The organism is Methanoregula sp. (assembly GCF_028712425.1).
Lineage (GTDB): Archaea > Halobacteriota > Methanomicrobia > Methanomicrobiales > Methanospirillaceae > Methanoregula.
In genome coordinates this window covers 17,129-40,541 of the sequence record NZ_JAQTQD010000003.1, presented here as the reverse complement: position 1 = coordinate 40,541, position 23,413 = coordinate 17,129, and the positions used below count along the sequence as shown (strand labels likewise).

General features: G+C 58.0%; 25 protein-coding genes. 18 read left to right on the top strand and 7 right to left on the bottom strand.

Annotated features, from left to right (window positions below):
* Positions 1-83: 83 nt before the first annotated feature.
* Both nrdD and PHF39_RS02080 read left to right on the top strand, forming a co-directional pair.
* Entirely contained in the window at positions 84-446 is a 363-nt protein-coding gene (gene nrdD, locus PHF39_RS02085; RefSeq protein ID WP_300219659.1) for an anaerobic ribonucleoside-triphosphate reductase, read from the top strand.
* Positions 443-1,333 carry an adenosylcobinamide amidohydrolase gene (locus PHF39_RS02080; RefSeq protein ID WP_300219658.1) on the top strand — a complete coding sequence of 297 codons (891 nt, stop codon included), beginning with the start codon at positions 443-445 and terminating at the stop codon, positions 1,331-1,333. Before nrdD ends, PHF39_RS02080 begins: the two co-directional genes overlap by 4 nt.
* A gap of 233 nt (positions 1,334-1,566) precedes the next feature.
* Here PHF39_RS02080 and PHF39_RS02075 read toward each other — a convergent pair whose 3' ends face one another.
* On the bottom strand, positions 1,567-1,761 hold the full coding sequence (locus PHF39_RS02075) for a DUF1858 domain-containing protein (RefSeq protein WP_015284064.1): 195 nt from the start codon (positions 1,759-1,761) through the stop codon (positions 1,567-1,569).
* A gap of 151 nt (positions 1,762-1,912) precedes the next feature.
* Here PHF39_RS02075 and PHF39_RS02070 point away from each other — a divergent pair, with 151 nt between their 5' ends.
* From PHF39_RS02070 to PHF39_RS02045, 6 genes are all read left to right on the top strand, one after another.
* Entirely contained in the window at positions 1,913-3,175 is a 1,263-nt protein-coding gene (locus PHF39_RS02070; RefSeq protein ID WP_366144146.1) for a nucleotide-binding protein, read from the top strand.
* On the top strand, positions 3,172-3,771 hold the full coding sequence (locus PHF39_RS02065) for a nucleic acid-binding protein (RefSeq protein ID WP_300219655.1): 600 nt from the start codon (positions 3,172-3,174) through the stop codon (positions 3,769-3,771). Before PHF39_RS02070 ends, PHF39_RS02065 begins: the two co-directional genes overlap by 4 nt.
* Positions 3,772-4,213: 442 nt before the next feature.
* Complete coding sequence (locus PHF39_RS02060) at positions 4,214-4,963, top strand: hypothetical protein (protein ID WP_300219653.1); 750 nt, start codon at positions 4,214-4,216, stop codon at positions 4,961-4,963.
* 156 nt (positions 4,964-5,119) lie between these two features.
* Positions 5,120-6,436 (top strand): hypothetical protein, encoded by a 1,317-nt coding sequence (locus tag PHF39_RS02055; protein WP_300219651.1) that lies wholly within the window; start codon positions 5,120-5,122, stop codon positions 6,434-6,436.
* Positions 6,437-6,480: 44 nt separating this feature from the next.
* Positions 6,481-7,308 carry a methyltransferase domain-containing protein gene (locus tag PHF39_RS02050; RefSeq protein ID WP_300219649.1) on the top strand — a complete coding sequence of 276 codons (828 nt, stop codon included), beginning with the start codon at positions 6,481-6,483 and terminating at the stop codon, positions 7,306-7,308.
* Positions 7,309-7,453: 145 nt separating this feature from the next.
* Positions 7,454-7,615, top strand: a complete 162-nt coding sequence (locus PHF39_RS02045) for a hypothetical protein (RefSeq protein WP_300219647.1) — start codon at positions 7,454-7,456, stop codon at positions 7,613-7,615.
* 72 nt (positions 7,616-7,687) lie between these two features.
* Here PHF39_RS02045 and PHF39_RS02040 read toward each other — a convergent pair whose 3' ends face one another.
* From PHF39_RS02040 to PHF39_RS02030, 3 genes are all read right to left on the bottom strand, one after another.
* Entirely contained in the window at positions 7,688-8,872 is a 1,185-nt protein-coding gene (locus PHF39_RS02040) for a Xaa-Pro peptidase family protein (RefSeq protein WP_300219645.1), read from the bottom strand.
* 87 nt (positions 8,873-8,959) lie between these two features.
* On the bottom strand, positions 8,960-9,643 hold the full coding sequence (ribB, locus tag PHF39_RS02035) for a 3,4-dihydroxy-2-butanone-4-phosphate synthase (protein ID WP_300219643.1): 684 nt from the start codon (positions 9,641-9,643) through the stop codon (positions 8,960-8,962).
* Positions 9,640-10,305 carry a DUF120 domain-containing protein gene (locus PHF39_RS02030; RefSeq protein WP_300219641.1) on the bottom strand — a complete coding sequence of 222 codons (666 nt, stop codon included), beginning with the start codon at positions 10,303-10,305 and terminating at the stop codon, positions 9,640-9,642. Before PHF39_RS02030 ends, ribB begins: the two co-directional genes overlap by 4 nt.
* Before the next feature lie 124 nt (positions 10,306-10,429).
* Between PHF39_RS02030 and PHF39_RS02025 the strand changes: the two genes are divergently transcribed.
* From PHF39_RS02025 to PHF39_RS01995, 7 genes are all read left to right on the top strand, one after another.
* Positions 10,430-11,140 carry a helix-turn-helix domain-containing protein gene (locus PHF39_RS02025; RefSeq protein WP_300219639.1) on the top strand — a complete coding sequence of 237 codons (711 nt, stop codon included), beginning with the start codon at positions 10,430-10,432 and terminating at the stop codon, positions 11,138-11,140.
* Entirely contained in the window at positions 11,134-12,183 is a 1,050-nt protein-coding gene (locus PHF39_RS02020; RefSeq protein WP_300219637.1) for a hydroxymethylglutaryl-CoA synthase, read from the top strand. Before PHF39_RS02025 ends, PHF39_RS02020 begins: the two co-directional genes overlap by 7 nt.
* Positions 12,180-13,346 carry a thiolase domain-containing protein gene (locus PHF39_RS02015; RefSeq protein ID WP_300219635.1) on the top strand — a complete coding sequence of 389 codons (1,167 nt, stop codon included), beginning with the start codon at positions 12,180-12,182 and terminating at the stop codon, positions 13,344-13,346. Before PHF39_RS02020 ends, PHF39_RS02015 begins: the two co-directional genes overlap by 4 nt.
* Before the next feature lies 1 nt (position 13,347).
* Positions 13,348-13,740 (top strand): Zn-ribbon domain-containing OB-fold protein, encoded by a 393-nt coding sequence (locus tag PHF39_RS02010; RefSeq protein WP_300219633.1) that lies wholly within the window; start codon positions 13,348-13,350, stop codon positions 13,738-13,740.
* A gap of 248 nt (positions 13,741-13,988) precedes the next feature.
* The gene (locus tag PHF39_RS02005; protein ID WP_300219631.1) at positions 13,989-14,561 is read left to right on the top strand and encodes a hypothetical protein; all 573 of its coding nucleotides are present in this window, start codon (positions 13,989-13,991) and stop codon (positions 14,559-14,561) included.
* A 103-nt stretch (positions 14,562-14,664) separates the two neighbouring features.
* Positions 14,665-15,321: a hypothetical protein gene (locus PHF39_RS02000; RefSeq protein ID WP_300219629.1), complete on the top strand. Its 657-nt coding sequence runs from the start codon at positions 14,665-14,667 to the stop codon at positions 15,319-15,321.
* Between the two features lie 64 nt (positions 15,322-15,385).
* Entirely contained in the window at positions 15,386-15,988 is a 603-nt protein-coding gene (locus tag PHF39_RS01995) for a MarR family transcriptional regulator (protein WP_300219627.1), read from the top strand.
* 458 nt (positions 15,989-16,446) lie between these two features.
* Here the strand turns inward: PHF39_RS01995 and PHF39_RS01990 are convergent, their stop codons facing one another.
* Positions 16,447-17,397, bottom strand: coding sequence for a class I SAM-dependent methyltransferase family protein (locus tag PHF39_RS01990; protein ID WP_300219625.1), 951 nt, complete (start codon positions 17,395-17,397; stop codon positions 16,447-16,449).
* Between the two features lie 5 nt (positions 17,398-17,402).
* Here PHF39_RS01990 and hmgA point away from each other — a divergent pair, with 5 nt between their 5' ends.
* Positions 17,403-18,683, top strand: a complete 1,281-nt coding sequence (hmgA, locus tag PHF39_RS01985) for a hydroxymethylglutaryl-CoA reductase (NADPH) (protein ID WP_300219623.1) — start codon at positions 17,403-17,405, stop codon at positions 18,681-18,683.
* A 47-nt stretch (positions 18,684-18,730) separates the two neighbouring features.
* Here hmgA and PHF39_RS01980 read toward each other — a convergent pair whose 3' ends face one another.
* The gene (locus PHF39_RS01980; protein ID WP_300219621.1) at positions 18,731-20,329 is read right to left on the bottom strand and encodes an amino acid permease; all 1,599 of its coding nucleotides are present in this window, start codon (positions 20,327-20,329) and stop codon (positions 18,731-18,733) included.
* A gap of 110 nt (positions 20,330-20,439) precedes the next feature.
* Positions 20,440-20,925 carry a ribosomal protein S18-alanine N-acetyltransferase gene (rimI, locus tag PHF39_RS01975; protein WP_300219619.1) on the bottom strand — a complete coding sequence of 162 codons (486 nt, stop codon included), beginning with the start codon at positions 20,923-20,925 and terminating at the stop codon, positions 20,440-20,442.
* A 177-nt stretch (positions 20,926-21,102) separates the two neighbouring features.
* On the opposite strand from rimI, the gene PHF39_RS01970 reads away from it, so the two are divergent.
* Together PHF39_RS01970 and hisG are read left to right on the top strand one after the other, a co-directional pair.
* Positions 21,103-22,368 carry a DUF1015 family protein gene (locus PHF39_RS01970; RefSeq protein ID WP_300219617.1) on the top strand — a complete coding sequence of 422 codons (1,266 nt, stop codon included), beginning with the start codon at positions 21,103-21,105 and terminating at the stop codon, positions 22,366-22,368.
* A gap of 58 nt (positions 22,369-22,426) precedes the next feature.
* On the top strand, positions 22,427-23,299 hold the full coding sequence (gene hisG / locus PHF39_RS01965; protein ID WP_300219615.1) for an ATP phosphoribosyltransferase: 873 nt from the start codon (positions 22,427-22,429) through the stop codon (positions 23,297-23,299).
* Positions 23,300-23,413: the final 114 nt, after the last annotated feature.

Below are 23,413 nucleotides of genomic sequence, written 5' to 3'. Positions count from 1 at the left end.
GAACGCTATATAAAGCGGGGATCGGCCAATGGCCTGACCAGATCGTTCTAAATATTTATTAAGAACCTGTGAGATGTTATACTATGGATTGGACCGCAGAACAACGCAAACTGGCAGAGCACTACAAGACACTATCCGACATTCCCGAGCATGACCGGAAGTACAAGTGCCACACCTGCCACCTCATTGTCGAGGAGAATCCGTGTCCGAACTGCGGCGAGACACACCTCGAGGTCATGTGCCCCCTTGACCACTGCAACTGCACCCATGAAGTGATTGCGGGCATCGAGTACTGCCCGCTCTGCGGCCAGGCGGTCTGCCCCGAATGCGGCTCCCACGACGTCACCCAGATCAGCAGGGTCACGGGATACCTGCAGGACGTCTCCGGCTGGAATGCCGGCAAGCAGCAGGAGCTCAAGGACCGCACCCGCTATTCTGTTGCATGAGATATTACCTCGACAACTCCACGCTTTTTATCCGCGGGTCGTTCCGCGCCGCCAGCACCGGGGTCCTCGGGGGCATCCGGTCGGTCTCTTCCCTTCTTTGCCATACCGTCCCCCCTGACTGGCGCCACGATGCCCCGGAAAAGGAGATCGAGCGGGTCGCTGCCGCAGAAGGGATCAGCCCCGATCTCTTCGGCCTTTTGACCGCGGTCCCCATGCAGCAGGCCTGCATCCTCCAGTACGACTTCATCACGGTCTTTGTCACGGCCGGATTCCGCCGCGAACCCCCGGCAACCGCCGGCACTATCAACATTATTGTCTGCAGCGCTGAAGGGATGGAGGACGCGGCCCTTCTCGAGACCATCATGGTAGCGACCGAGGCAAAGGCCGAGGCGCTGCTCGGGCTCGACCTCCCGGCAACCGGAACACCCACCGATGCCGTGATCGCTGCCTCGGAGGGAAAGGAGAAACACCGGTATGCCGGCCGCATCACACCGGCCGGCATGCGGGTCCGCGAGGCGGTCCTCCACGGGGTTCCCGAGGCGCTCCGCCGGCACGATGCCGGTACGCCCTCCGGCCGCCCGGCGTTCTTCATCTACAGCCGGTTCCAGGGTGCGCACTGGGCAGAGTGGAAGCCCGGGAAGGAGTGCCCCTATTATCACTGCCATTTCGAAGGACAGGCCTGCGACTTCTGCTACTGTCCCTTCTACCCATGCAAGGACGAGAATCTCGGGCAGTGGGTGAAAGGTTCGAACGGAGGGAAGGTCTGGAACTGTGCAGCCTGTACGCTCCTGCACGAGCCGGCCGTTGCATCTTATTTCAGGAAATTCCCGAATGCTTCGCGGGAAGAACTGATGCAATACTCCGAAAAACTGAAACTGAAAAAATGATCCGCCTTTTCAGATCTGCTGAAAAGGAAAAACTGTTTTTATCTCCTGAGGCTCGGGCAATCGTCTTGCCCGATTTATGATTGATCTCACTCTTTTAGGCTTGGGTAATTTTATTGCCCGACTAAAAGAGTGGGCTCACTCTTTTATGCTTGGGTAATTTTATTGCCCGAGGAGAAGAGTGATTTCAATCACTCTTTGATATTGAACTCCGTCAGGAGTTCATGGAGAGGAATTTATTCCTTGATTCCAAGCGCGTTGAGGAGCTCGGGGAGCGGGATACCGTGTGCCTCGGCTGCCTGGCGGATGGTCTCGCCGCGGGCAATGGCGCACCCGACACAACCCATGCCGAACTTGAAGAGGGCCTCGGTTGCCTCGGGCTTTGCCTTGAGGAGCTCGTAAATCGTGCTGTCAGCGGTTATCTCAGACATAGTATCTCTTAGTTCAGCTCTTTCGTGAGATAAATCTCGCGATAGTACCCGACACCATTACCGGGGGAAAGCGGGATCCAAAGCAACACTTTCACTACGCATGGTGACACACTTATATCAAGAGTATTTCGAATTTTATTGCTGGAGATGTATGAAAATGGATTATTCCGAAGCAGCAAACAGAATCTCCCGAAAATTTGCCCAGGGCGGACAGACGCCTGATGTAAAGAAGATCGAAGGCAAACTCAGGCGGCTCGTGGACGAGTTCGGTGTCCAGCCCTCCGAGGCGGAACGCAGCGTGATAAGCGAGCTTTCAAAGGAGTACAACCTCCCGGCACCGGGTTCCGGCGGAAGTTCCGGTGCCGGTGGATCGGGCGGCGGTACGCAGGAGAAGAAGATTGCCGAGGGTGTGCCCGGCGAGTGGGTGACGATCGAAGGAAAGATCGTGGCACTCTCTGCACCGGCATCACCATCCATTGCCCAGAGCGGGATCATTGCCGACGAGTCCGGTGCGATCCGGTTCGTTGTCTGGGCAAAGTCCAATGCCCCGGCCATGGCCGAGGGGTCGTGGTACCGCATCGAGTCCGCGGTGGTCGATGAGTACAAGGGTGTTGCCAACCTGAAGGTCCACTCCGGTACAACCATTAAGGAGATTACGGAGGACAGGTCTCTCATCCCGGCACCGGCCCCGATAAGGGACCTTCGTCCCGGCATCGGCAGTGTCCGGGTCAAGTTCGTGCAGGAGTGGGAGGCAAACCACGAGCGGATGCTCCAGTCCGGTCTGCTGGGCGATGAGAGCGGCACCATCAAGTTCGTGATCTGGAAAGAGCCGGGAAAAGAGAGACTCGTGCCTGGTGCCGTGTACAGTATCTTCTATGCACAGGTGGACGAGTTCAATGGCCGGCTCTCGCTGAACCTGAACGCGGCAACCATCCTGCAGGAGGAGGGCGAGATCGCGGTAAGCGGCGGGGAGAGCACGTTCACCGGCGCCATCGTCCATATCGCACCGGGCTCCGGTATCATCAAGCGCTGCCCGGTGGAGGGCTGCAACCGTGCCCTCTCAAGGCAGAACTACTGCCCGGTCCACGAGATCCAGCCAAAGTTCGTATACGACCTCCGGATCAAGGGATGGCTTGACGATGGTGAGAAGACCCATAACATCCTGATCCAGCGCGACGTGGTCGAGGCGCTGACCGGGATCTCCCTTGCACAGGCGCAGGAGATTGCGGAGAACAACCCGCTCGGGATGGACGAGGTCTTTCTCCAGATGCGGGATGCGGTGCTCGGGCGGTACATCACCTGCCATGGCCGGGAGATTGACGGCCGCCTGCTGGTCAACAAGTGCGACAAGGTGGCGTTCGCATCATCGGATCATACTGCGTTGCTGAACCGTGCCGGGGGGGCACCCTCATGAGCACGAACCCCCATGACATGCCCCGCCGCGAGGGGGCTTTCGAGCGCGAGCCCGCACGCCGGGTCTTTGCCGCCGAACTTCGGGAATGCCGGTACCAGTTCAAGGACGGGGAGGACGAGAAGAGCCCGACGTTTGTCCTGCTGCCGAGCGGCGAGCGCTCAAACAGGATCTTCATTGTCGGTACCCTGACCGAGAAGACCCGGCAGGGCGAGCAGAACATGTTCTACCGGGGCCGTGTAGTCGATCCCACCGGGACGTTCTTTGTCATGGCCGGCAGTTACCAGCCCGAGGCAATGCAGCAACTCGCCAAGATCGAGCCGCCGCAGTTCGTTGCAGTGATCGGGAAGCCGAACCTGTACCAGAAGCCCGACGGATCATGGCTCGTATCCGTAAGAGTCGAGTCGATCACGGTCGTGGACATGGACACCCGCGATATCTGGGTGCTGGATGCGGCAAAGCACACGCTTGACCGGGTGGATGCATTCGCAAAGGAGCCGACACCTGACATCCTGAAGGCAAAAGAGCAGTACCCCACGATAGACCCGTCGCTCTTCCGGAAGATCGCGTACGATGCGCTGGCGCAGATCAAGATCTGATATAGGATGTGTCCCGTCTGATAGATGGCTATGATACTGCTCAAATTTTTTTAAAAATGGGCACTTAATCACATTGTAAGAAGATTACCGGATAAAAATGAGAATGAAACAGATTTTATATTGTAAATGTAAATACATTTACATATGTTCCAGTCAACCTCAAACCACCGGTACAGATTATCGATGATGATCCTGCTGCTCATCATAGCAGGCACAGTAGTATTGGGGCTGTCTCCCGTATCTGCGGAAAAACCGGTGATGGTGATCGTCGCGGAAGGGGATGGATCATATTTTCTGGGGGAAGAAGTGGTCTTCCGCGGGACGAATTCTGATTCCGATTCCACCTACCTCTTCATCACCGGGCCGGGCATCTCCGCGAGTGGCGGGAAACTCACTGCACCTCACCAGAAATGTTGTCACGGGAGATCCGGGTTCATTCGACATGGCAGCAACAAAACCGGATCACTCCTGGGAGTATACCCTTTATACCTACAATCTTCCGCTTGATCCTGGATCGTACACCATTCATGCCGTAAGCCAGCCACAAGCGAAAGATGGGTTCAACGATCTAACAACATATGGTACGACCAGTATAATCATCAGAAAACCGTTCATATCTGCCGCAGTCTCACCGTCACCAGTCCCGAGAGGACAGCCGTTCACGGTCACCGGCATTGCGGAAGGGGATCCAACGGAGGTCCAGGTATGGATTATCGGCGGTAAATACGTATATAATGCAATGGTTCCGGTGAATCCTGACGCATCATATACTTTTAATGCCGATACGCAAATCGCAGCAAATATTCCCACAGGGCCGGCTTTTCTCATCGTCCAGCACCCGATGCAGAACAACCGGCACGAGATCGTTGTGAGCGGGGAATATGTCAATAACCTCCTACTCAGCGGCGGGAATTTAACGGGCGGCATAAACATCTTCAAGATCAGCGGAGCAGGAAGCCTGCAGGGTCTCGACACGGTACAGGCGCTCATTGCCGGTATCAGCGACTCCAATGTCGATGACACCTATACAGCGATCCCGCTCATTGTCGATGATACGGGCATTTCAGCACCGCAGGTACAAGAAGGAGCGCCCACCCCGATCCGGCCTCAGACCAAACCATCCCCGCTTCAGTTTGCGCCCATCGGAGCACTTGTCCTGATCGTGGGAATTGCTGCGTGGCGTCGGCATTAGGGCGCCAGTTTTTTTGGATTTGGGGTTACCGGTTTTATCCCGGATTTGATGCGTATACACGCCCATCTCCCAGTTTACTTTTTCATCCCCATACATTTATTCAAGAATGTTTATCCACATGCCGGTGCAACCTGATCCTGTTATCGGGTGGTTACCATGGTCTGTTCCGGCATGCGCATTGTTCTTTTAAGTTTTCTGATTCTTCTGGTCCTCCTTTCAGGATGCACAGACCTCCGCCAGCAGGCAACCGGGACACCGGGCCTTCCGGATACTCAGGAAGTTCCCGTGGAATATGCTGCTTCACCAGTGCCGGCCCCGGCAACGGTGGTGACGACGGCTGTTGCCAGGGAGCCGGAGATGCCGGTGCGAAAAACCGTGAATGTACTACGGCGAGAACCATTCACGATCAACGGGTCGGTGAAAGACCGGTCGATCACCGAAGTGCAGGTCTGGATGTTGAATGACACCATCAGCACTTGGCACGTACCGGTGCAGGAAGATGGATCCTTCCAGATCAGCCTGAGCCCGGAAGAGACCAACAAGCTGTCCCGGAAGTTTACCTCGGCGATTATCATCCAGTACCCTTCACCACCCAATCAGTTTACCGTAAACCATGATGCGGTATCCGGAAACGTCACCGGAACCGGTACAACGCCGGAAAGAATCCTTGCAGAGCTGAACAGCAAGAAGAATTATCCCACAATGCTCGCTGATTACCTTGACCAGGCCATAACCAGATATGGCGCCGGGAATTCATGTGAGTTCTATTTCATGAACGGGATCGACGCGTGGATCGCTATTGATCCCATCAACCCTGTGCCCCCGGGAACCATGACCGTGTCCGGCACCACGAGCCTGCCGGCAGGATCGCTCCTGTCCATATCGGTTGTAACGGCATTTTTCCATCCCTCAACGAAAAATTATGACTGGTCTCATGAAATTGCGGAGGGGAGTGTGATGGTCGTTCCCGGTAGCAATGGGATCAACACGTTCTCTGGCATCATCGATACTGCACTTCTCAATACCGGCAAATACCTGGTCATTGTCGAATCCCGCGATGATGCCCTGCAGGCTACTGCCGACAGTACTGCCGAGATTATCGCACTACCGCCTGCACATCCGAAAACCGGGAATTATATCGACTGGTCCCGCCTTGCACTGCCCCCCCTTGCAGTGAATGAGACGATGCAGCCGGTAATGCTGGAGGGCGAATGGAAGATCGTGCCTCCCGGGACCGGGAAGACAAACAATCACGTGCCATACGGTTCGATCATTGACTGCGCACCCGACGGGATCTGCAGGGTATTCGACCAGTCCGGGGTCCAGTTCCTTGCAGTATACAACTCGAACGAGGCGCACATGATGGAGGTGCCGAACGGGGCAGCCGGGGATGACGGGACCATCGGGAATGTCACCAGGATCAGCCTCAACGGGGAGATCATCCTGACAAAAATCAATGAACAGGGAGAATAAAAACCCTCAACCGCCAATATCTATGACATCAGCAGGTTTTTTGCATGCCAGAACCCTCCCGCCAGTCCCTTGCCACCGGTTTCCGCGATGTAGACAGCTCCGGCGATACCAGCGCATGCCACCGCTGCCTTGACCTGATCACCGGCATCCCGTTCTTCCAGAACGTCAAAGAAGAGAGCTTCCGGATCCTTGCGGACACGAATCCCTCGTTGGTGCTCGATGCCGGCTGTGGCGTGGGAACGGACCTCGTCTCTCTTGTGTCGCGCCTTCCAGCGGGCTCTGGCATTGTCGGGATAGATGCAAGTGAGTCGCTGCTTGCCCGGGCAGCAGAGCGGACGAAGGGGATTGCAGGACAGTCTTCGCTGGTCCGGGGAGACCTGGCAGCGATTCCCTGCAGAGCAGAAGTCTTCGACGCATGCCGGATTGACCGGGTGCTCCAGCATATCCGCCAGCCGGTGACCGTGATACGCGAACTTGCCCGGGTCATGCGGCCGGGCGGGGTACTGGTTGCGTTCGACAATGACTGGGATACATTCTCGATCAGCCTTGGCGACCAGGATCTGGCTTCCCGGATCGGCCGGGCATGGCTCGAAAGCTTTGCCTCGGGGAGGATCGGCCGGGACCTTTTCTCGCTGTTCGAGACCTGCGGGATCGTTGCAATCCGTGCCGAGCCCCGCGAACTGGTGCTCACCGACCTTGCCGTGGCAAAACAGGTCTTCGACCTGCCGGACCTGCTGGAGCGGATGGTCCGGGCCGGTGAGCTTGAACCGGGCGAGACCGCCGTCATCTGGGAAGAACTCATCCGCACGGAGCGGAAAGGAGGCTTCCGGGCCGGCTATACCGGGTATCTTGTCCGGGGAACAAAGGCGTAACCCGTCACCGGCCCCTCCCCGGTCATCTCCACGCACGGGTGTGTCCGCCCGGGAGCTTCCATCACTGTATAGCATTTCGATTCGGGCGATGGTGACCGGGAAGAAAATCTTATCCCCCCGCATTCCCATCATCCACTGATCCATCATGGAGCAAAAGGAACTGAGTGCCCTCATCAAGGACGTTGACACAAAGGTGCTCAGGGAAGAGGCAAAGAAGCTGGGGCTGAAGCTCGGGCGCTGCCCGACCAAGCTCCAGATCGCAAAGATGCTGCCGGAAGCCACGGTGAAGAAACTGGCTCACAAGTGACCGGGCAGCCTGCGTCTCTTCGTTTCTCTTCTCGAAAAAAAGGAAAAATCCGCCCCCTACTGTACGAGCCGTTTAGTACACTTCGAGCAGGCCTTTGCTCTTCCCGGTCAGGGACCGGCCACCCTGTGGCGTCACGACAAACGTGTTCTCGATGCCAACAAGCCCCACGCCCGCAACCCCTTTCTTGGGTTCGAGCGCAATGACCATTCCCTCTTCGAGCGGTTCGTCAAATCCTTCCGCAATCACCGGCAGTTCATCGATCCAGAGCCCGATCCCATGACCGAGGAACTTCACCTGCTTCCCGCCGTACCCCATGAAGTTCTCCTGAAACGCCGGCTCGATGCTGCTCATGACGGTCCGATAAATATCAGACGGCACCGCACCGGGTTTGAGCATAGCCGCTGCCATGTCCTGGATCTCCACGCAGCGCTCATGGTCCCGGATTGCTGCATCCGGGATGGGTTTTCTGAACATGTACGAGAGGGTCTTGTCAGTCTGGTACCCGTTGACCCCGCACCCGATATCAATGATGACAAGGTCGCCAGGCTTCAGTTTGCGTTCCCGGCAGCCCATCTGGGGGACCGACGGGTGCATGCCGGCAACGCCACCGGGGGTATCCACGCAGATCGGGGAGAGCGAACTGGTGCCAAACCCGATCTGACCCATGACCATCTCGTTGAACATACCGAAGCGGATGATCCCCTGGTGCCCTTCCTTCACCATCACCGAATAGAGGTCGCAGGCAAGGGAGACCTCATCCATGCCTTCCGCAAGCATCCCTGGCACGAGGTCCTCGAGCACGTGCCGGTGGATCTCCCCGGCCCGCTCCATGAGGGCAAGCTCGTACTGGCTCTTTCTCGCCCGGACCGCCCCGACCTGGTCGTCAACAGGGCGCACATTTGTAAAACGGAGGTGCTTCTGCATCCGCTGGAACTGGGCAAATGACACATGCTCGGTCTCGAGGTGGATTGTTTTGGGAAGATCCTTTGTTACGGCAGCAATGTCCCGGTAGCTCCGCATCTTCCGGATGTCGGGGAAGAATGACTCTTCCTGTGCCCGCTCGTAGCTCATCCGCACCCAGAAGGTTGCATCGCCATCGCGGGCGATCAGGAGGAGGCCGTCCTGCATGGTGCCGGTGAAGTAGTAGAGGGGGACCTTTGCCGTGATGCCGGCCATCTCCCAGCCGGGTTCTGTCGTGTCCATCCGTTCCCGGAAACGGTTCATGCGGTCATTCAGTTCGGTAAGCGGGACGTTCATGCAGTAAATGAGTGGGGCCGAGAGAACGATAAAATTGATGAAACGGGGCCGGCAGTGCACCAGTGCCGGAGAAAAACAAGGGGGAGATTATTCTTTATTATTCTTCTTATCCAGTTCCCAGCGCTCCAGCACTTCCGGGCCCTCGACAAACTCGAGTTTGTGCTTGCGGGCGTAGAGTTTTGCGTCCTCTTTCGAGAGTGCGTAACCGGACTCGTCGTCCAGCATCTCGCAGATCGTTATTGACGGGGTGATACCGGCCATCTGTGCCATCGCGATGGAGAGCTCGGTCTGACCACGGCGGACGTCGAGAAGCCCGTCAGCGGCCCGGAGGAGGGCCATATGACCCGGGGTGCGGAAGGTCTCGTGGAAATTCACATTGCCGCCATTCATCGCCCGCTTCACCTGCTCGGCGATCGCGTTCACGGTCAGGGTCCGGTCGCGGTCGGTGATGCCGGTGAAGGTGTTGCGGTGGTTCACCCAGAGCGAGAAGGAGGAGTGGTTTTTCCGGTCGTAGGGGATGTCCCCCTCGCGCTCGGCAACCGCAATCGCCCGCAGGGCGTCGCTCGCGAACGGGAGGCCGAGTTTCTGGGCGGCAACCGGGTGGACGGCCGTGCAGATGAGTCCCCCGCCGTCTTTCCGCATCCTCACGATATCCTTCGGGGTTACGGCATCGGACCGGATCGCAAAGTCTGTCTCGCCCTCGCGGTCATCGAAATCGTAGAGCAGGATGAACTTCCCGTCACGGAGCGCCGCAAGGGCCTTGTCTATCACGGCCCCACCTCGACGTTGATGCTGTCGTTGTCCTCGACACCCAGCTTGCGCCGGAGGGCAATCGGGGCGATAACTTCGATGAGGTCTTCGGGATAATGAGTCCGGCCCGGCACCACGATGCCGCACTTGATCGTGCCGATCTGGCAGGGGATGCAGCGGGCGTCGCCGAACGTACGGCCGTCCGTGGAGAAACCCTTGATCCGGGTCCAGTCGAGTGCATCGATCTTCTTCCGGACCGTTACGCTCGATGGGGCTAGCTTGATGTTGAGCGTGCCGGGGTACGGCTCGAAGCCGAGTGCTTGTGCGAACTGCTCCTTATACGGCTTGAGGCTCATGTAATACTTGCCCTCACCAATTCCGCTCACGACGGCGCCGGAGAGCTGGTAGGACTTGCCACCTTCCGCGAAGATCCGGCAGTATTCCTGGTACTCCCGCCGGAGCACCTCCTCGCCGGCCTTTGTCACGGTTACGTGCTGGCCATCGGCCGAGAGCGCCCGGGTGATGAGCCCGGCTGTCTCAAGCCCCTTCAGCCGCCGGGACGCGGTCTGCTGGCTGATCCCGAGCATCTCGCCGATGCTCTGCGTTGATACAAAGATGGGCCCGTGGCACCCGCCCCGTACCGCGAGCGCCTTGAGACACTGGAGATCCTCCGCTGCTATCATGCTTATCAAAATTGAGATGCTTATTATTTATGAGTTGCTCTTGGCGTTGTTCCCTGTCGGGATTCGTTTCTTGTCGAAATTACGTTCGTTAATTATTTAACACCCGGGCTCAATGGTTATGAGCATGAAATCCGGTTTGCGGAACCAGCTTGCCGAGAAGATGGCAGGCGAAATTACGCTGTCGGACTCACCGGGACACGCGCTGAAGAAATGGCGCATGAACTTCGAGATCGCCCCGGGCGTCCTTTCAGAACGCCTGGGCGTCTCTCCATCGGTCATCTCCGATTACGAGAGCGGCCGGCGGAAAAGCCCCGGAACTGCCGTTGTCGGCAAGATCGTCGACACCATCCTTGCCATTGACGAGGAGGACGGCGGAAAACACATCCAGAAATACTCAACCATGCTCTTTTCGAATGTCGAGGATGACGTGATCTACGACCTCCACGAGTACGAGAACCCGGTTGCCCTGCAGGAATTCGCAGACGTGATCGGGTGCTCGCTGCTCTGCGGGTCGGCCGACCAGGCCATCTTCGGCTACACGGTGGTCAACAGCCTGAACGCGATCATGCAGCTCTCATCGAACGAATTCAACCGCATCTACGGCTGGAGCACCGAGCGGGCGGTGGTCTTCACCAATGTCTCGACCGGCAAATCGCCGATGGTTGCGATCCGCGTTACGCCGTTCAAGCCGCGGTGTGTGGTGCTGCAGGGGATCGATGCCCCTGATGTACACCCGATCGTGACAAAGATGGCGGAGAAGGACAGAATCACCGTCTTCTGCACGGGCATGGATATTGACAAAATCGTGAGTACCCTGAGGGAACAGAAATGGTAGGCATCATCACGTACGGTGTATACATACCGAGATACCGTATCAAGGTCGAGGAGATTGCCCGGGTCTGGGGTGCGAACGCATCTGATATTACCGGGGGCCTGGGCGTATTCGAGAAATCGGTACCGGACATGGACGAGGACGCGGCAACGTTTGCCGTTGAAGCAGCACGGAACGCCCTGCGCCGCAGGGCCGTGAACCCGGAGGAGATCGGGGCCGTGTACGTGGGCAGCGAGTCCCACCCGTACGCGGTGAAACCAACCGCGTGTACAGTTGGAGAGGCGATCGGTGCAACACCGGTCATGACCGCTGCTGACTACGAGTTTGCCTGCAAGGCGGGAACCGCCGCGATCCAGACCTGTATGGGCCTGGTCAAGAGTGGTATGGTCAAATATGGCCTCGCCATCGGCTCCGATGTGTCACAGGGAGCACCGGGCGATGCGCTCGAATACACTGCGGCAGCAGGAGGGGCAGCGTACATCATCGGGAACGATGATCCGATCGCAACCCTCAACCACACCTGCTCGTTCACCACGGACACACCCGACTTCTGGCGCCGCGAAGGGCAGGACTATCCCCGCCACGGCGGCCGGTTTACGGGCGACCCGGGTTACTTCAAACATGTCAAGGGCGCAAGCCGGCTCATGCTCGAACAGATGAAGACCACGCCGAAGGACTACACCTACGCGGTCTTCCACCAGCCCAACGCGAAGTTCCCGCAGAAGGTTGCAAAGGACCTCGGGTTCACCGCAGAACAGATCAAGCCGGGCCTTGCCGTCCCGCGCCTTGGCAACACCTACTCGGGCGCATCCCCGATCGGCCTGGCCGCAACGCTGGATATCGCCAAGCCGGGCGACCACATCTTTGTCTGCTCGTTCGGCTCCGGTGCCGGCAGTGATGCCTTCGACATCACGGTGACCGATGCGATCAAGGACCAGATCAACCGTGCAGCGGCACCTTCCGTTGAGAAGCTGCTGCAGAATCCGATCTACCTGGACTATGCACGTTATGCGAAACACAAGGGGAAACTGGTGATGCAGGCATGAGAGACGTTGCAGTAATCGGTATCGGGTGCACGAAGTTCGGCGAGCACTGGAACCGCTCGTTCCGCGACCTCTTTGTCGAGGCAGGCTCGCTTGCGCTCGAAGATGCGAAGATGTCGGGGGAGAAGATCGATGCAATGTATGTCGGCAACATGAGCGCCGGCCGGTTCGTGGAGCAGGAGCACATCGGTGCCCTGATCGCGGACTACGCGGGCATGGCATCCCGCCACATCCCTTCGACCCGTGTCGAGGCAGCCTGCGCATCGGGCGGCCTTGCCTTCCGGCAGGCAGTCATCGCCGTTGCGAGCGGCATGGAAGACATCGTTGTCGCAGCGGGTGTCGAGAAGATGACCGACGTAGCACCCGGTGCGAGCACCGACGCCCTGACGGGTGCAGCGGACCGCGAATGGGAAGGATTTGTCGGCGCGACATTCCCCGGCCTGTACGCGATGATTGCCCAGGACTACATGCACAAGTACGGCATGACCCGCGAGCAGCTGGCGCACGTTGCGGTGAAGAACCACTACAACGGGGCACGGAATCCCATCGCCCAGTTCCCCTCGGAGATCACGCTCGATACCGTGCTGAAGTCAACCATGGTGGCCGACCCCCTCCGGCTCTTTGACTGCTCACCCATCACGGACGGTGCGGCGGCGGTCATAGTCGCCCCGCTCGAGCGGGCAAAGGAGTTCACGGACACGCCCATCAAGGTACTGGCAACGGCACAGGCCAGCGACTCGATCGCCCTGCATGACCGGCGCGATATCTCGACCCTGGACGCATCCGTTGCCGCAGGGCAGCGGGCCTTCAAGATGGCCAAGCTCACCCAGAAGGACATCAACATGGTCGAAGTCCACGACTGTTTCTCGATTGCGGAGATCTGCGCCATCGAGGACCTCGGGTTCTGCAAAAAGGGCACGGCCGGCAAATTCACCGCTGACGGCGAGACCGCGCTCGGCGGAAAGATCCCGGTCAACACAAGCGGGGGGTTAAAGTCCTGCGGCCACCCGGTCGGGGCAACCGGCATCAAGCAGGTCTGCGAGATCGTCCAGCAGCTCCGCGGCGAAGCCGGGAAGCGGCAGGTAGACAACGCAAAGGTCGGCATGACACACAACGTGGGCGGCACCGGTGCAACCGTTGCCGTGCACATCCTCGGGAGGGTCTAAGATGACCGTTGCACGATTCTGGAGAAAGATCCCCCAGCGCTACAACCTGATCGGCACGAAATGCACGACCTGCGGCCGGCATTTCTTCCCCCCGCGGACGTTCTGCCCGGACTGCCGCCGGAACGGCAAGATCGTGGACCACAAATTCGCCGGCCTCGGCACGGTGGTGACTTACACGGTCATCATGACCGAGCCCGACCAGTTCGCATCCCCCGGACCATACGTGCTTGCCATCATCAAACTCGACGAGGGCCCGCAGATGACCTCGCAGGTTATCTGCGACCCGAAAGAGGCGAAGATCGGCATGCGGGTAAAAAGTGTCTTCCGCAAGATCGCCACCGATGGCGAGAGCGGTATCATCCACTATGGCACGAAGTTCGTGCCGGTGGAGTAAATTTTTCTTTTTTCAAGAATATTCAAAATCGGGAATCCCCTTTACGTACGATTGTTTTCGGACACGATAGTCATTTATTAAATCCTGAGCGGATTGCCAACAGAATATTTTAAAAGATATTCCGGTATCCGGAACGCAAGTCCCATTTTTTGGAACATTGCATTCCACGTGATATTCTCATGGCGTTTCATCATACGGGAAATATGGTGCCCGGCGGATAATACCGGACATCGAGGAGTGAAAAAAGCATGAGACGAATCGGAATTGCAGCGGCGATGTTTATTGTTGCGCTGCTGATGACCGGGGTCGTAAGCGCCCTAGCATCGAACGAGAAGCCTGAAGAAATAACCATCACGCAAATCGGACCTGATACAGCAAAGACAAGTGATGGACAGATTATCAAAAAGATAACTATCAAAGTGGATAATGAGACACAAGTTGGAGACAACTTCGCTATGGCAGGTCGCGATCCAGGGCCTGATCCTGTACCAAGTCCCGATCGTATTAAGATCGGTGTTATCCACAATCCCACCTCAAAAGGCGGATCCGGATCCGTAGCTCCAGGATATGCCGATCTCTGGGGTCCCTTCTCATGGAATGCCGGAGATCCAGTGAGCGTTTCTGCCACGTGGACTCCTACGAGCGAGGGTGTTTACCTAGGCATCTATGATAGAGCAAATCCATCATGGGCATACACGGAGTGGAAGACCGGCGGATCGGGAACCTATTCAGCGTTCGTTCCCTACACGAGCAGCCAGTGGACATTTGCCATCAGGAATCCGGCAACAAATCCTGCAACGGTGAATTACGTCCTTACCTGAGTGCTCGGTAATTACCCTCTGAATGGATTTGATATTGTACATCAAATTCCTCTTTTTTTCAGACTGGGGAGTTTATCGTGATTGCATGTGAATGGGATTACTGATGGATCGAAGAATTATCGCAATGATGGGAATGCTGGTCCTGGCGGGACTGGCACTGGCATTCGCTGTTGCGTTTATTGCTGGCGGCGAGAACGGGCGGGCTGAAGATATCTGGCTTATCCGGAACACGCAATCGGCACAGGCACCCGGTCACCCTTCAGAAAAGGGACTGGATAGTGTTTTAAAAACTATGCCGGAGAATGAGACCCCGCCCCGGCCCGTTGTAACAACAAACTGGTCAAATGCCAGTAAGACTACGATAAAATTAGAGACCATCGCCCATAACCAGAGCGCGACACTGATATTGTATCCCGATGGAAAACTGGGGAGGCTACTGTTAATCGATAGGAATAATCCTGAGACCAAAACCGGCACCTTAACGCCGGAACAGCGGAACCTTGCAGAAGACATCGCCCTTGCGGATGCAAGAGTCCGGGAAATCATTGGAGCCGGGATGTATACCATAAATATCCAGTCGTTCGATTGCATCCAGGTGAAAAATTCCGAAGAGATTCCTCTGCGCGGGACCGGCGTTTCCATCGTCTTTACGACCGTCAATACGACTACGGCGAGGAACGAGACGACATTCATCGTCCATGTCGATCTCGACAAGGAAAACGTCGTGCGTGTGAGCCCACCAATCCCTGTGAGTGAGTGACGACAAAAACCTGAAAGTTATTCTTCTAAAAAATCTATTTTAATATTACCGGATACTCGATACAATGCACCTGAATAAAAAAGCCGCGTTCGCCATGGGTATATCCACAGCATCGGCCTTTCTTCTTGCCCTGACGTTCCTCCGTCCCCTGACCATCAACGTGGTATTCAACGGTGGCGACCCGGCGGTAGCAAGTATTCCCGGTGTATACACCCTCCTTGATTGTGTTATCATTGCTGTCACAGCATTCCTGCTGGGCATCAGTATGATGGTTCTTTACCGGATCTATTCCCACTCGGCGGATGACGCAACGATCGTCTCTCTTCAGAAAGGGGAGCCGGTACCGGAAATCCTGCAAAGTCCTGATCATTCCACCCTTCATCAAATCGCTGGACCGGGCCCGGAAACGGTCCCTGAAGAAAGCCCCGGCATTGTGCTGAACCTGTTGAAAGGCAACGAGAGATCCGTTATGGAAGCGCTCATGAACCACGGCGAGATGAACCAGGCGGATCTCTCTGCAAGGACCGGCATACCCAAGTCCACACTCTCAAGGACATTGCAGAACCTTGAAAACCGCAGGCTCATCTTCCGCTATGACAATGGCATGAGCAAGATGGTGAAACCCGAGATTCACTGGAAAGGCACAGGCAGCAATAACCATCACTGAGGTACGCAGCATTGTCCTTCCCGATGCGAAGTCCGGACCGTGCTGCTCTGCGTCATGGCAGGATACACGGTTCCCCGCAGGATCCCTGTCCCCGACGGGGGCAGGGGAAGGGATCGCTTTTCGACCATGGGGGGTCTCACCCCCCGTTTCGGGTAAAATATCCAATCCGGGGTCGTAATGGGCTCCGATTGCCTTCTTTCGGACCTGCCCGGCCGGCCTGTTTTGGCTGTTTTCTGGGATGGTTTTCCGGGAAACCGATATAAAGGCCCGGATCGGCTGGCTGCCGGTTTTACGCTCAGAATAACCGGCCTGTACAGTGCAGTTCCAGCGGAGGTCAGGGAACGGGGGCTGGTTTCTGGTTCTGGGGGGCGGGGGCCGGGAAACGGGGATAGGAGGGTTATGGAGATCTACGGGGATACCGGATTTTCCAGGGGCCTGCCCTGCAACCCCAGCCACCGCTATCTCACACGGATATCGTACACCGCATGCCACTGCGCCGGCGAGTACGACCGCACGACCCGTTCCGCGGCAATGGCCCCACCCAGTTCCCGGATCCGGTCCGCGTGTTCTCCTTCAGCGGAGACGAGCGAGTAGAAATGGATCATTCCGCCCGGCCGGACGAGCCGGAATGCCTCCGACAGGAATTCCGTGTCGGCAAGGGGCAGGTTCATGACCACCCGGTCGAATCGCCACGGGAGGATCCGGGCGAGGTGTCGGGCATCCGCGAGCAGCGGGAGGACATTTTCTGTCCGGTTCCGGTGCAGGTTCTCGAACATCAGGGCAACCGCTTTTGGGTTGAGATCCACGGCGACGACAAGCGATGCCCGTTTCGCCAGCGTGATCGCGAACGGGCCGACCCCGGCAAACATGTCGAGCACGAGTTCCCCCTCCCGCACCTGGGAAAGGATGCGCTGGCGCTCGGTAGAGAGCCGGGCCGAGAAGTAAGCACCTGCAAGATCCACAACAAAGGTGTGCCCATGCTCGGTCACGAGCGTGCGGGTCGTCGATTCCCCGGCAAGGTGGGAGAACTCCCGGATCCGGTACTCGCCGTGGACCTCGCCCTGTGCAAAGACAACCGTGTGGAGCGAGGGGCGGGATGCCAGCAACTGCTGCGCACCGGAGGGATCGTTCTCCTGCATGATGGCAATCCCGCCTACCAGTTCGTGCCGGGGCAGCGGCTCCCTCCCCGGGTGCGCCTCGAATTCGAACAATGATGCACCCTCGCGCTCTTCACGGAGCGGCAGGATGAGGTCGGAACCCTCGCGCAGGACTTTGAGGGAGGGATCGAGCGCGCCCTCCCGTATGAGCGCCTGCCGCACCTCCTCCCCCTGCCGTGCTGGGACGCGGAGCCCCCACCGACCTGCCGTCTTCCCGACCACGTGTATCATAAGAGTATAGGTGCTAACCATTAATCATGGCTGATGATGCACAGCGCCGCTCTGAGGGGCAGGCCGGCGGCGCACAATCAGGTCAGGACAAGGAAAGGGATGCCGTTATTCACGCAAAACTGAAAGACGGGACACTGAAGATCTACGAACTGGAAAAGGAGCTCATGCCCATCGACGCCATCCGGGTCCGGCGCGGATTCATCGAGCAGGAGACAGGGGCAAAACTCGATAACATCGGTATCTTCAGTATCGACGTTGACCGCGTGACAAAGCGCAACTGCGAGAACATGATCGGGACCGTGCAGGTGCCGGTCGGCGTTGCCGGGCCGGTCCTCGTCAACGGGGGCTGTGCCAGTGGGAAGTATTGGCTGCCGCTTGCGACAACGGAGGGGGCACTTGTCGCCTCGGTCAACCGCGGCTGCAACGCGATCACGAAGGCCGGCGGTGCAGAAGTCCGGATCCTCCATGACGGCATGACCCGGGCGCCCGTCTTTGCAACGGAGAGCGTTGCGCACGCGGTACAGGTTTGTGACTGGGTGAAAGCCCACCGCGATGAGCTGAGGGCTGCTGCTGAGAGCACGACCTCGCACGGGAAACTGACCGACATTGTCACATTCGTGACCGGCACCAGCGTCTACGTGAGGATGGAGTTCGACACCAAGGACGCGATGGGCATGAACATGGTCACCATCGCAAGCGCGAAGGTCGCCGACATGATCGCGCAGGGCACCGGTGCGCGGCTCATCGCCCTCTCGGGCAACATGTGCACCGACAAGAAGCCAGCCGCCATCAACGCTATCATGGGCCGGGGCCGGAGCGTTGTTGCCGGGGTCGCCCTCACCCATGAACAGGTTAAAACGATCTTCAAAACCGACGCACAGTCCCTTTTCGAGGTGAACTACCGGAAGAACCTGGTTGGATCTGCCCGCGCCGGTGCCATGGGGTTCAATGCGCACGCGGCAAACATCGTTGCGGCCATGTTCATTGCCTGCGGCCAGGACGCGGCCCACGCGATCGACGGAAGTACCTGCATCACCACGGTCGACCAGACAGAACAAGGGGTGTACGTTTCCGTTACGCTGCCCTCTCTTCCGGTCGGCACCGTTGGCGGGGGCACAGGAGTTGACACCCAGCAGGAATGCTTAAAACTTCTCGGTGTCGCGGGAAGCGGAACGCCACCGGGCACGAACGCGAAGAAACTCGCGGAGATCATCGGCGCAGGCGTCCTTGCGGGTGAACTCTCGCTCCTCGGCGCCCTTGCCGCCCAGCACCTGGCCCGCGCCCACCAGCAGCTCGGCCGGGGATAAATTCCCGCCCTTCCCCTTCCTTTTCTTTCCGATCAAAAAGGGACTGGTTACTGTTTTACCCGCTTGTCCGGGAAGAGCTCGTCAAAGGTTTTTTCATCGGGATTCAGGTACCTGAAGGGCTTGAGCCTTCCGGTGCGCCTCCCGACCCAGTAGAGGATCATCGGGACGAACAGGACCGGAACCGAGAGGTAGAGGGACCCGGAAAGGTCGGGGTTGAACGCGAGCACGACAAGGGCGATTACTTCCAGCACTACACCGACAATTACCGGCATCCACGGCGAGAGTGGGGCCGGGGCGATAATATCCGCATTGGTATACCCGCGTTCATGGATGCGCTTGCGGAAGACCACCTGCGCCCAGCAGATGGAGATCCAGCAGATGGCACCAGTGAACGCCGACACGGAGAGGAGCCAGATGTAGAGCTGGCCTTCGCCGTTCGTGAACCACCAGAGGGAGAGGACGAGCCAGCAGCACGCAAGGGTGACGAGTGTCCCGACCATGGGGACGCAGTTGCGGTTCAGCCGCGAGAGGAACCGGGGCGCCATGCCCTCCTCAACCGACAGCCCGTAGAGGGCACGGACAGCGCCGTAGAACCCGCTGTTCGCGCAGGAGAACGCGGCCGTCAGGACAATAAAGGAGAGGACGGCTGCCGCCTCCTGGAACCCGTACCTGGCAAGTGCGGTCGAGAAGACGCTGTCCGTGAGCCCTGCCTCGGCAAACGGGATGATGAGAATGAGAAAGAAGATCGGGAGGATGTCAACGCATATGATCCGGTGCACCACCTGCCGGCAGGCTTTTGGAACTGTCTGCTTCGGGTTCTGGGTCTCGGCAGCGGCCAGGCCCACGATCTCCGAGACCTGGAAGTTGACGAGGATCAGGGCCATGTTGACGACAAGGATGAAGGCCCCGGCCGGAAAGATGGCGTCATACAGGTTCACGTCCGGAGGGAGGACCACGCTTGTCCCGATGAACCCTGCCGTCCCGATGAGGCCCAGGACAATCAGGGCCGCAACTGCGCAGAAGATGACGTTGTGCGCGATCTTGATGATCGCAAGCGAACTCTCCACCAGGCCAAACCCCCCGACCTGGATCAGGTTCAGGATCGTGATCATCAGGAGAAATGCAATGGCCCACAACACCACCGGCACCGTGGGGACGAACACGTGCATGATGATGCCCCCTGCTACAGCCTCGGAGGGGATATACGCGCACCAGTTGAACCAGTAACTCCAGCCGGTACCAACGGCCCATGTCGGGGAGATGAACTCCGCCGAATAGCTGATGAAATTCCCCTGCCGCGGGACATTGACCAGCAGCTCGGCAAACGACTGCATCACGGTATAGATGATGAGGCCGCCGATGGCGTAGAGCAAAATGACGCTTGGGCCCATCTCGGAGATGAGGTACCCGGTGCCGAGGAAATAGCAGGAACCGATGATGCCCCCGATGGCGATCAGGTTGGCCATCCACGGGCGGATTCCGCGTTTCAGCCCGAACTCGCCCATGGGCGGCAGCGGGTCGCGGGGACGGTGGTGGTGCGTTTTGCTCTCTTCGATCTCTTCCTTCGTTTGATCGGCGTCCGGGAAGGGAAAAACCGGTTTGTCGTTGTTACCGGCAGGTTCTGGTGGCGGGCTGGTCTGGATCAAGCGGTACTCACTCGTTGCACGATCAGCAGACCATACATGATGCATTTGTGAAATAAATTATTTTCATTTGATCCGGACGGGACGGGAACAAAAAAACGTGGCCCGTACCGTCAGAACCGGAACCACTTCATCATGACAATGGCGTCCTCGCCATTTGCGTAATAATGCTCAATCCCGAAGACTTCGCGGTACCGCATCCTGCGGTAAAAGCGCTGGGCTGCGGTATTGGAAACCCGGACTTCCAGCTGGACGCCCGTGGCCAGTTCCAGTGCGAACTGGTGTTCGACCCGGTTCACGAGCAGCTTTGCTATCCCCCGCCTGCGGTACCGCGGGCTGACCCCGAGATTGCAGAGATGGCCGTAGATGTTTTCCCCGGTGTCCTCAAGCCCGCCTACAACGAACCCGACAACGGCGCCATCGCACTCTGCGACAAAATAGGTGGTGGGATAGTACGTCAGCGCTTCGAGAAAGACTGCCTGCTCCCAGGGATCGATAAACGACTCCTTCTCGATGGCAACTATCGCCGCGATATCGGCGGGTGTTGCCCGGCGGATCTGGGGCAGCGGGAAGAGAGCGAGGTCATGGGGCCGGATCATGGGACATTCTCCTGGTGCCTGGCGGATCTGGGTAAACATCCTGAGTGCTTGGTATTCATAGCATTTGTCCTGCGGGCGTGTGCAGAACGCCCGGCATGACGGGGTGAGTCTGCGTTATATGGGATCACACACAATAATGAGAGCACGTAAACGTACTGTCAATGCGCGGGGTCTTGCATGGTGAGGATATATCGTTTTTCAGGGGTGCGGCCGGTCCGGGAGGCTGCGCCGGAGATCGCGGCAGTGCCGTATGATGTGGTGACTGCTGACGAGGCAAAGGCGATCATTGCACAGAACCCGAAGAGTTTCCTGCGCGTGAGCAGGCCCGATGCCGAACTCCCGGGCATTCCCCCCCATGATGACCGCGTGTACCAACGGGCGCGGGAGATGTTCCTCCACCTTGAGCAGGAAGGGCTCATGAAGAAGGACCAGGAACCCGGCATATACCTGTACCGGGCACAGCAGGACGGGGACGTGTTCCTTGGCCTCTGCTGCTGCCTTGACGTGGATGATTACCGGAAAAACAAGATCCGTCGCCATGAACTGACACGGTACGACAAGGAGGAGGACCGGACAAGGCACATCGAAGCCGTCCGTGCGCACAATGGGCCGGTGGTCCTCCTCTATCGCGACGGTGCAGACCTCTTCTCCTTCATCGAATCACAGGTTGCCCGCACAGAACCGCCGGTTGCAGAGGTGCAGATAGGGCAGGGGGCAGTCCACCAGATCTTCCGGATCACGGATCCCACGGTCCTCGCTGAACTCGAACGGCGCTTCGCTGAAATCCCGGCACTTTACATTGCCGATGGCCACCACCGCGCCAAGGCATCGGTGAACCTTGTTGACAAGATCCTTGCATCCGGTAACCAGCCGGGAACAGAGGTCTGCAGGTTCATGGGAGTCCTGTTCGCCCACAACCGGGTGAAGATCCACGGGTACAGCCGGCTCCTTACCGACCTTGGTCCCTTTACTCCCGACACCTTCCTCAAAGAGCTCGGAAAGCACTACACGGTCCGGCCATACGCGGCAGTCGATGGCAGCGTGTACAACATTCCCCCCGCGATTGCCGATCCGGAAAAGTATCACATTGTCCACCTCTATCTCAGGGGAACCTGGTACGAGTGCACGCGCCTGCGGGAGTCCGGTGCTGAGACTCCCGACACGCTTGATGTCGCCGTGCTCCAGAAGCACGTGCTGGAAGGGATGCTGGGCATCACCGATCCCCGGGGCGATGCACGCCTCCAGTACCTGGGCGGGGCCCGCCCGGTCTCCGACCTTGAAAAACTCGTTGATGAAGGGACCTACCAGCTCGCGTTCGCAATGCAGCCGGTGAAGGTGGAGACCGTCCTCTCCATTGCCGACGCCGGAGGCATCATGCCGCCGAAGTCCACGTGGTTCGAACCCAAGCTGCTGAGCGGCCTCGTTGTCCATTCGTTTGATTGAAGCCCTCATCCGCTTTTTATCCGATCCTTTATTGTTTTTTAAAACGATGGTGTATGGTATGATCACCATCGCACTCCCGAAGGGCAGCCTTGAGGCGCAGACCCTCCAGCTGTTCAAGGAGGCAGACCTCGAGGTCCGGCGCACGGACCGCGACTACAACCCCCGTATTGATGACCCCCGGATCGGGAAGGTCAAGATCCTCCGCCCGCAGGAGATCCCGACGTACGTGGACAAGGGATACTTCGACCTTGGCATCTCGGGCCTTGACTGGATCACCGAGACCGGCGCCGACGTGGTTGAGGTGGCAGACCTCTCCTACAGTAAAACCGGTGAGGGAAATGTCAAGATCGTTGTTGCGGTGCACCGTGACGAGCCCATTGAGAACGTCAGCCAGATCCGGCCAAACAGCCGGGTCACGACCGAATACCCCGAGCTCACGAAGAAGTTCTTCGAGAACTTAAAGATCCCGGTCCAGCTCTTCCACTCGTTTGGTGCATCGGAGGCAAAAGTCCCCGACCTGATGGATGTGGTCGTCGACCTTACCGAGACCGGGACAACGCTCCGGAAGAATGGCCTCAAGATCATCGGCCAGATCATGGAGTCCCACACGGCGATCATCGCAAACAAGGCAAGCTGGGCAGACCCGGAGAAGCGGCGCGAGATCGAGGAGATCAAGACGCTCCTGTTCGGTGTTATCGATGCCCGGCATAAGGTCCTTTTGACCATGAACGTCCCGACAGCATCCATGGAGAAGATTGTTGCGGCACTGCCGGCGATGAAGAAACCTACGGTGAGCCGGCTCCACGGGATCGACTACTACAGCATCCAGACTGTTGTGCCGAAGGGATCAGTCAACGGGCTTATCCCGAAGCTTAAGAAGTGCGGTGCCGAGGATATTCTGGAGATACCGATAACGAAGATTGTGGCGTGATGCAGGCACGGAAAAAAGTTTCCATTATTTCTTTTTACGTGCTATTTTTCCGTTTATGGTTACCAGTAACGGGTGCAGCACACAATACGGGTATGTATTCTGATGCACGATGAT

Bases quoted from the DNA above. Each gene is read 5' to 3' on its own strand.
- nrdD (WP_300219659.1), top strand. From the start codon at position 84: ATGGATTGGACCGCAGAACAACGCAAACTGGCAGAGCACTACAAGACA.
- PHF39_RS02080 (WP_300219658.1), top strand. From the start codon at position 443: ATGAGATATTACCTCGACAACTCCACGCTTTTTATCCGCGGGTCGTTC.
- PHF39_RS02075 (WP_015284064.1), bottom strand. From the start codon at position 1,761: ATGTCTGAGATAACCGCTGACAGCACGATTTACGAGCTCCTCAAGGCA.
- PHF39_RS02070 (WP_366144146.1), top strand. From the start codon at position 1,913: ATGAAAATGGATTATTCCGAAGCAGCAAACAGAATCTCCCGAAAATTT.
- PHF39_RS02065 (WP_300219655.1), top strand. From the start codon at position 3,172: ATGAGCACGAACCCCCATGACATGCCCCGCCGCGAGGGGGCTTTCGAG.
- PHF39_RS02060 (WP_300219653.1), top strand. From the start codon at position 4,214: ATGGCAGCAACAAAACCGGATCACTCCTGGGAGTATACCCTTTATACC.
- PHF39_RS02055 (WP_300219651.1), top strand. From the start codon at position 5,120: ATGGTCTGTTCCGGCATGCGCATTGTTCTTTTAAGTTTTCTGATTCTT.
- PHF39_RS02050 (WP_300219649.1), top strand. From the start codon at position 6,481: ATGCCAGAACCCTCCCGCCAGTCCCTTGCCACCGGTTTCCGCGATGTA.
- PHF39_RS02045 (WP_300219647.1), top strand. From the start codon at position 7,454: ATGGAGCAAAAGGAACTGAGTGCCCTCATCAAGGACGTTGACACAAAG.
- PHF39_RS02040 (WP_300219645.1), bottom strand. From the start codon at position 8,872: ATGAACGTCCCGCTTACCGAACTGAATGACCGCATGAACCGTTTCCGG.
- PHF39_RS02030 (WP_300219641.1), bottom strand. From the start codon at position 10,305: ATGATAGCAGCGGAGGATCTCCAGTGTCTCAAGGCGCTCGCGGTACGG.
- PHF39_RS02025 (WP_300219639.1), top strand. From the start codon at position 10,430: ATGAAATCCGGTTTGCGGAACCAGCTTGCCGAGAAGATGGCAGGCGAA.
- PHF39_RS02020 (WP_300219637.1), top strand. From the start codon at position 11,134: ATGGTAGGCATCATCACGTACGGTGTATACATACCGAGATACCGTATC.
- PHF39_RS02015 (WP_300219635.1), top strand. From the start codon at position 12,180: ATGAGAGACGTTGCAGTAATCGGTATCGGGTGCACGAAGTTCGGCGAG.
- PHF39_RS02010 (WP_300219633.1), top strand. From the start codon at position 13,348: ATGACCGTTGCACGATTCTGGAGAAAGATCCCCCAGCGCTACAACCTG.
- PHF39_RS02005 (WP_300219631.1), top strand. From the start codon at position 13,989: ATGAGACGAATCGGAATTGCAGCGGCGATGTTTATTGTTGCGCTGCTG.
- PHF39_RS02000 (WP_300219629.1), top strand. From the start codon at position 14,665: ATGGATCGAAGAATTATCGCAATGATGGGAATGCTGGTCCTGGCGGGA.
- PHF39_RS01995 (WP_300219627.1), top strand. From the start codon at position 15,386: ATGCACCTGAATAAAAAAGCCGCGTTCGCCATGGGTATATCCACAGCA.
- PHF39_RS01990 (WP_300219625.1), bottom strand. From the start codon at position 17,397: ATGGTTAGCACCTATACTCTTATGATACACGTGGTCGGGAAGACGGCA.
- hmgA (WP_300219623.1), top strand. From the start codon at position 17,403: ATGGCTGATGATGCACAGCGCCGCTCTGAGGGGCAGGCCGGCGGCGCA.
- rimI (WP_300219619.1), bottom strand. From the start codon at position 20,925: ATGATCCGGCCCCATGACCTCGCTCTCTTCCCGCTGCCCCAGATCCGC.
- PHF39_RS01970 (WP_300219617.1), top strand. From the start codon at position 21,103: ATGGTGAGGATATATCGTTTTTCAGGGGTGCGGCCGGTCCGGGAGGCT.
- hisG (WP_300219615.1), top strand. From the start codon at position 22,427: ATGATCACCATCGCACTCCCGAAGGGCAGCCTTGAGGCGCAGACCCTC.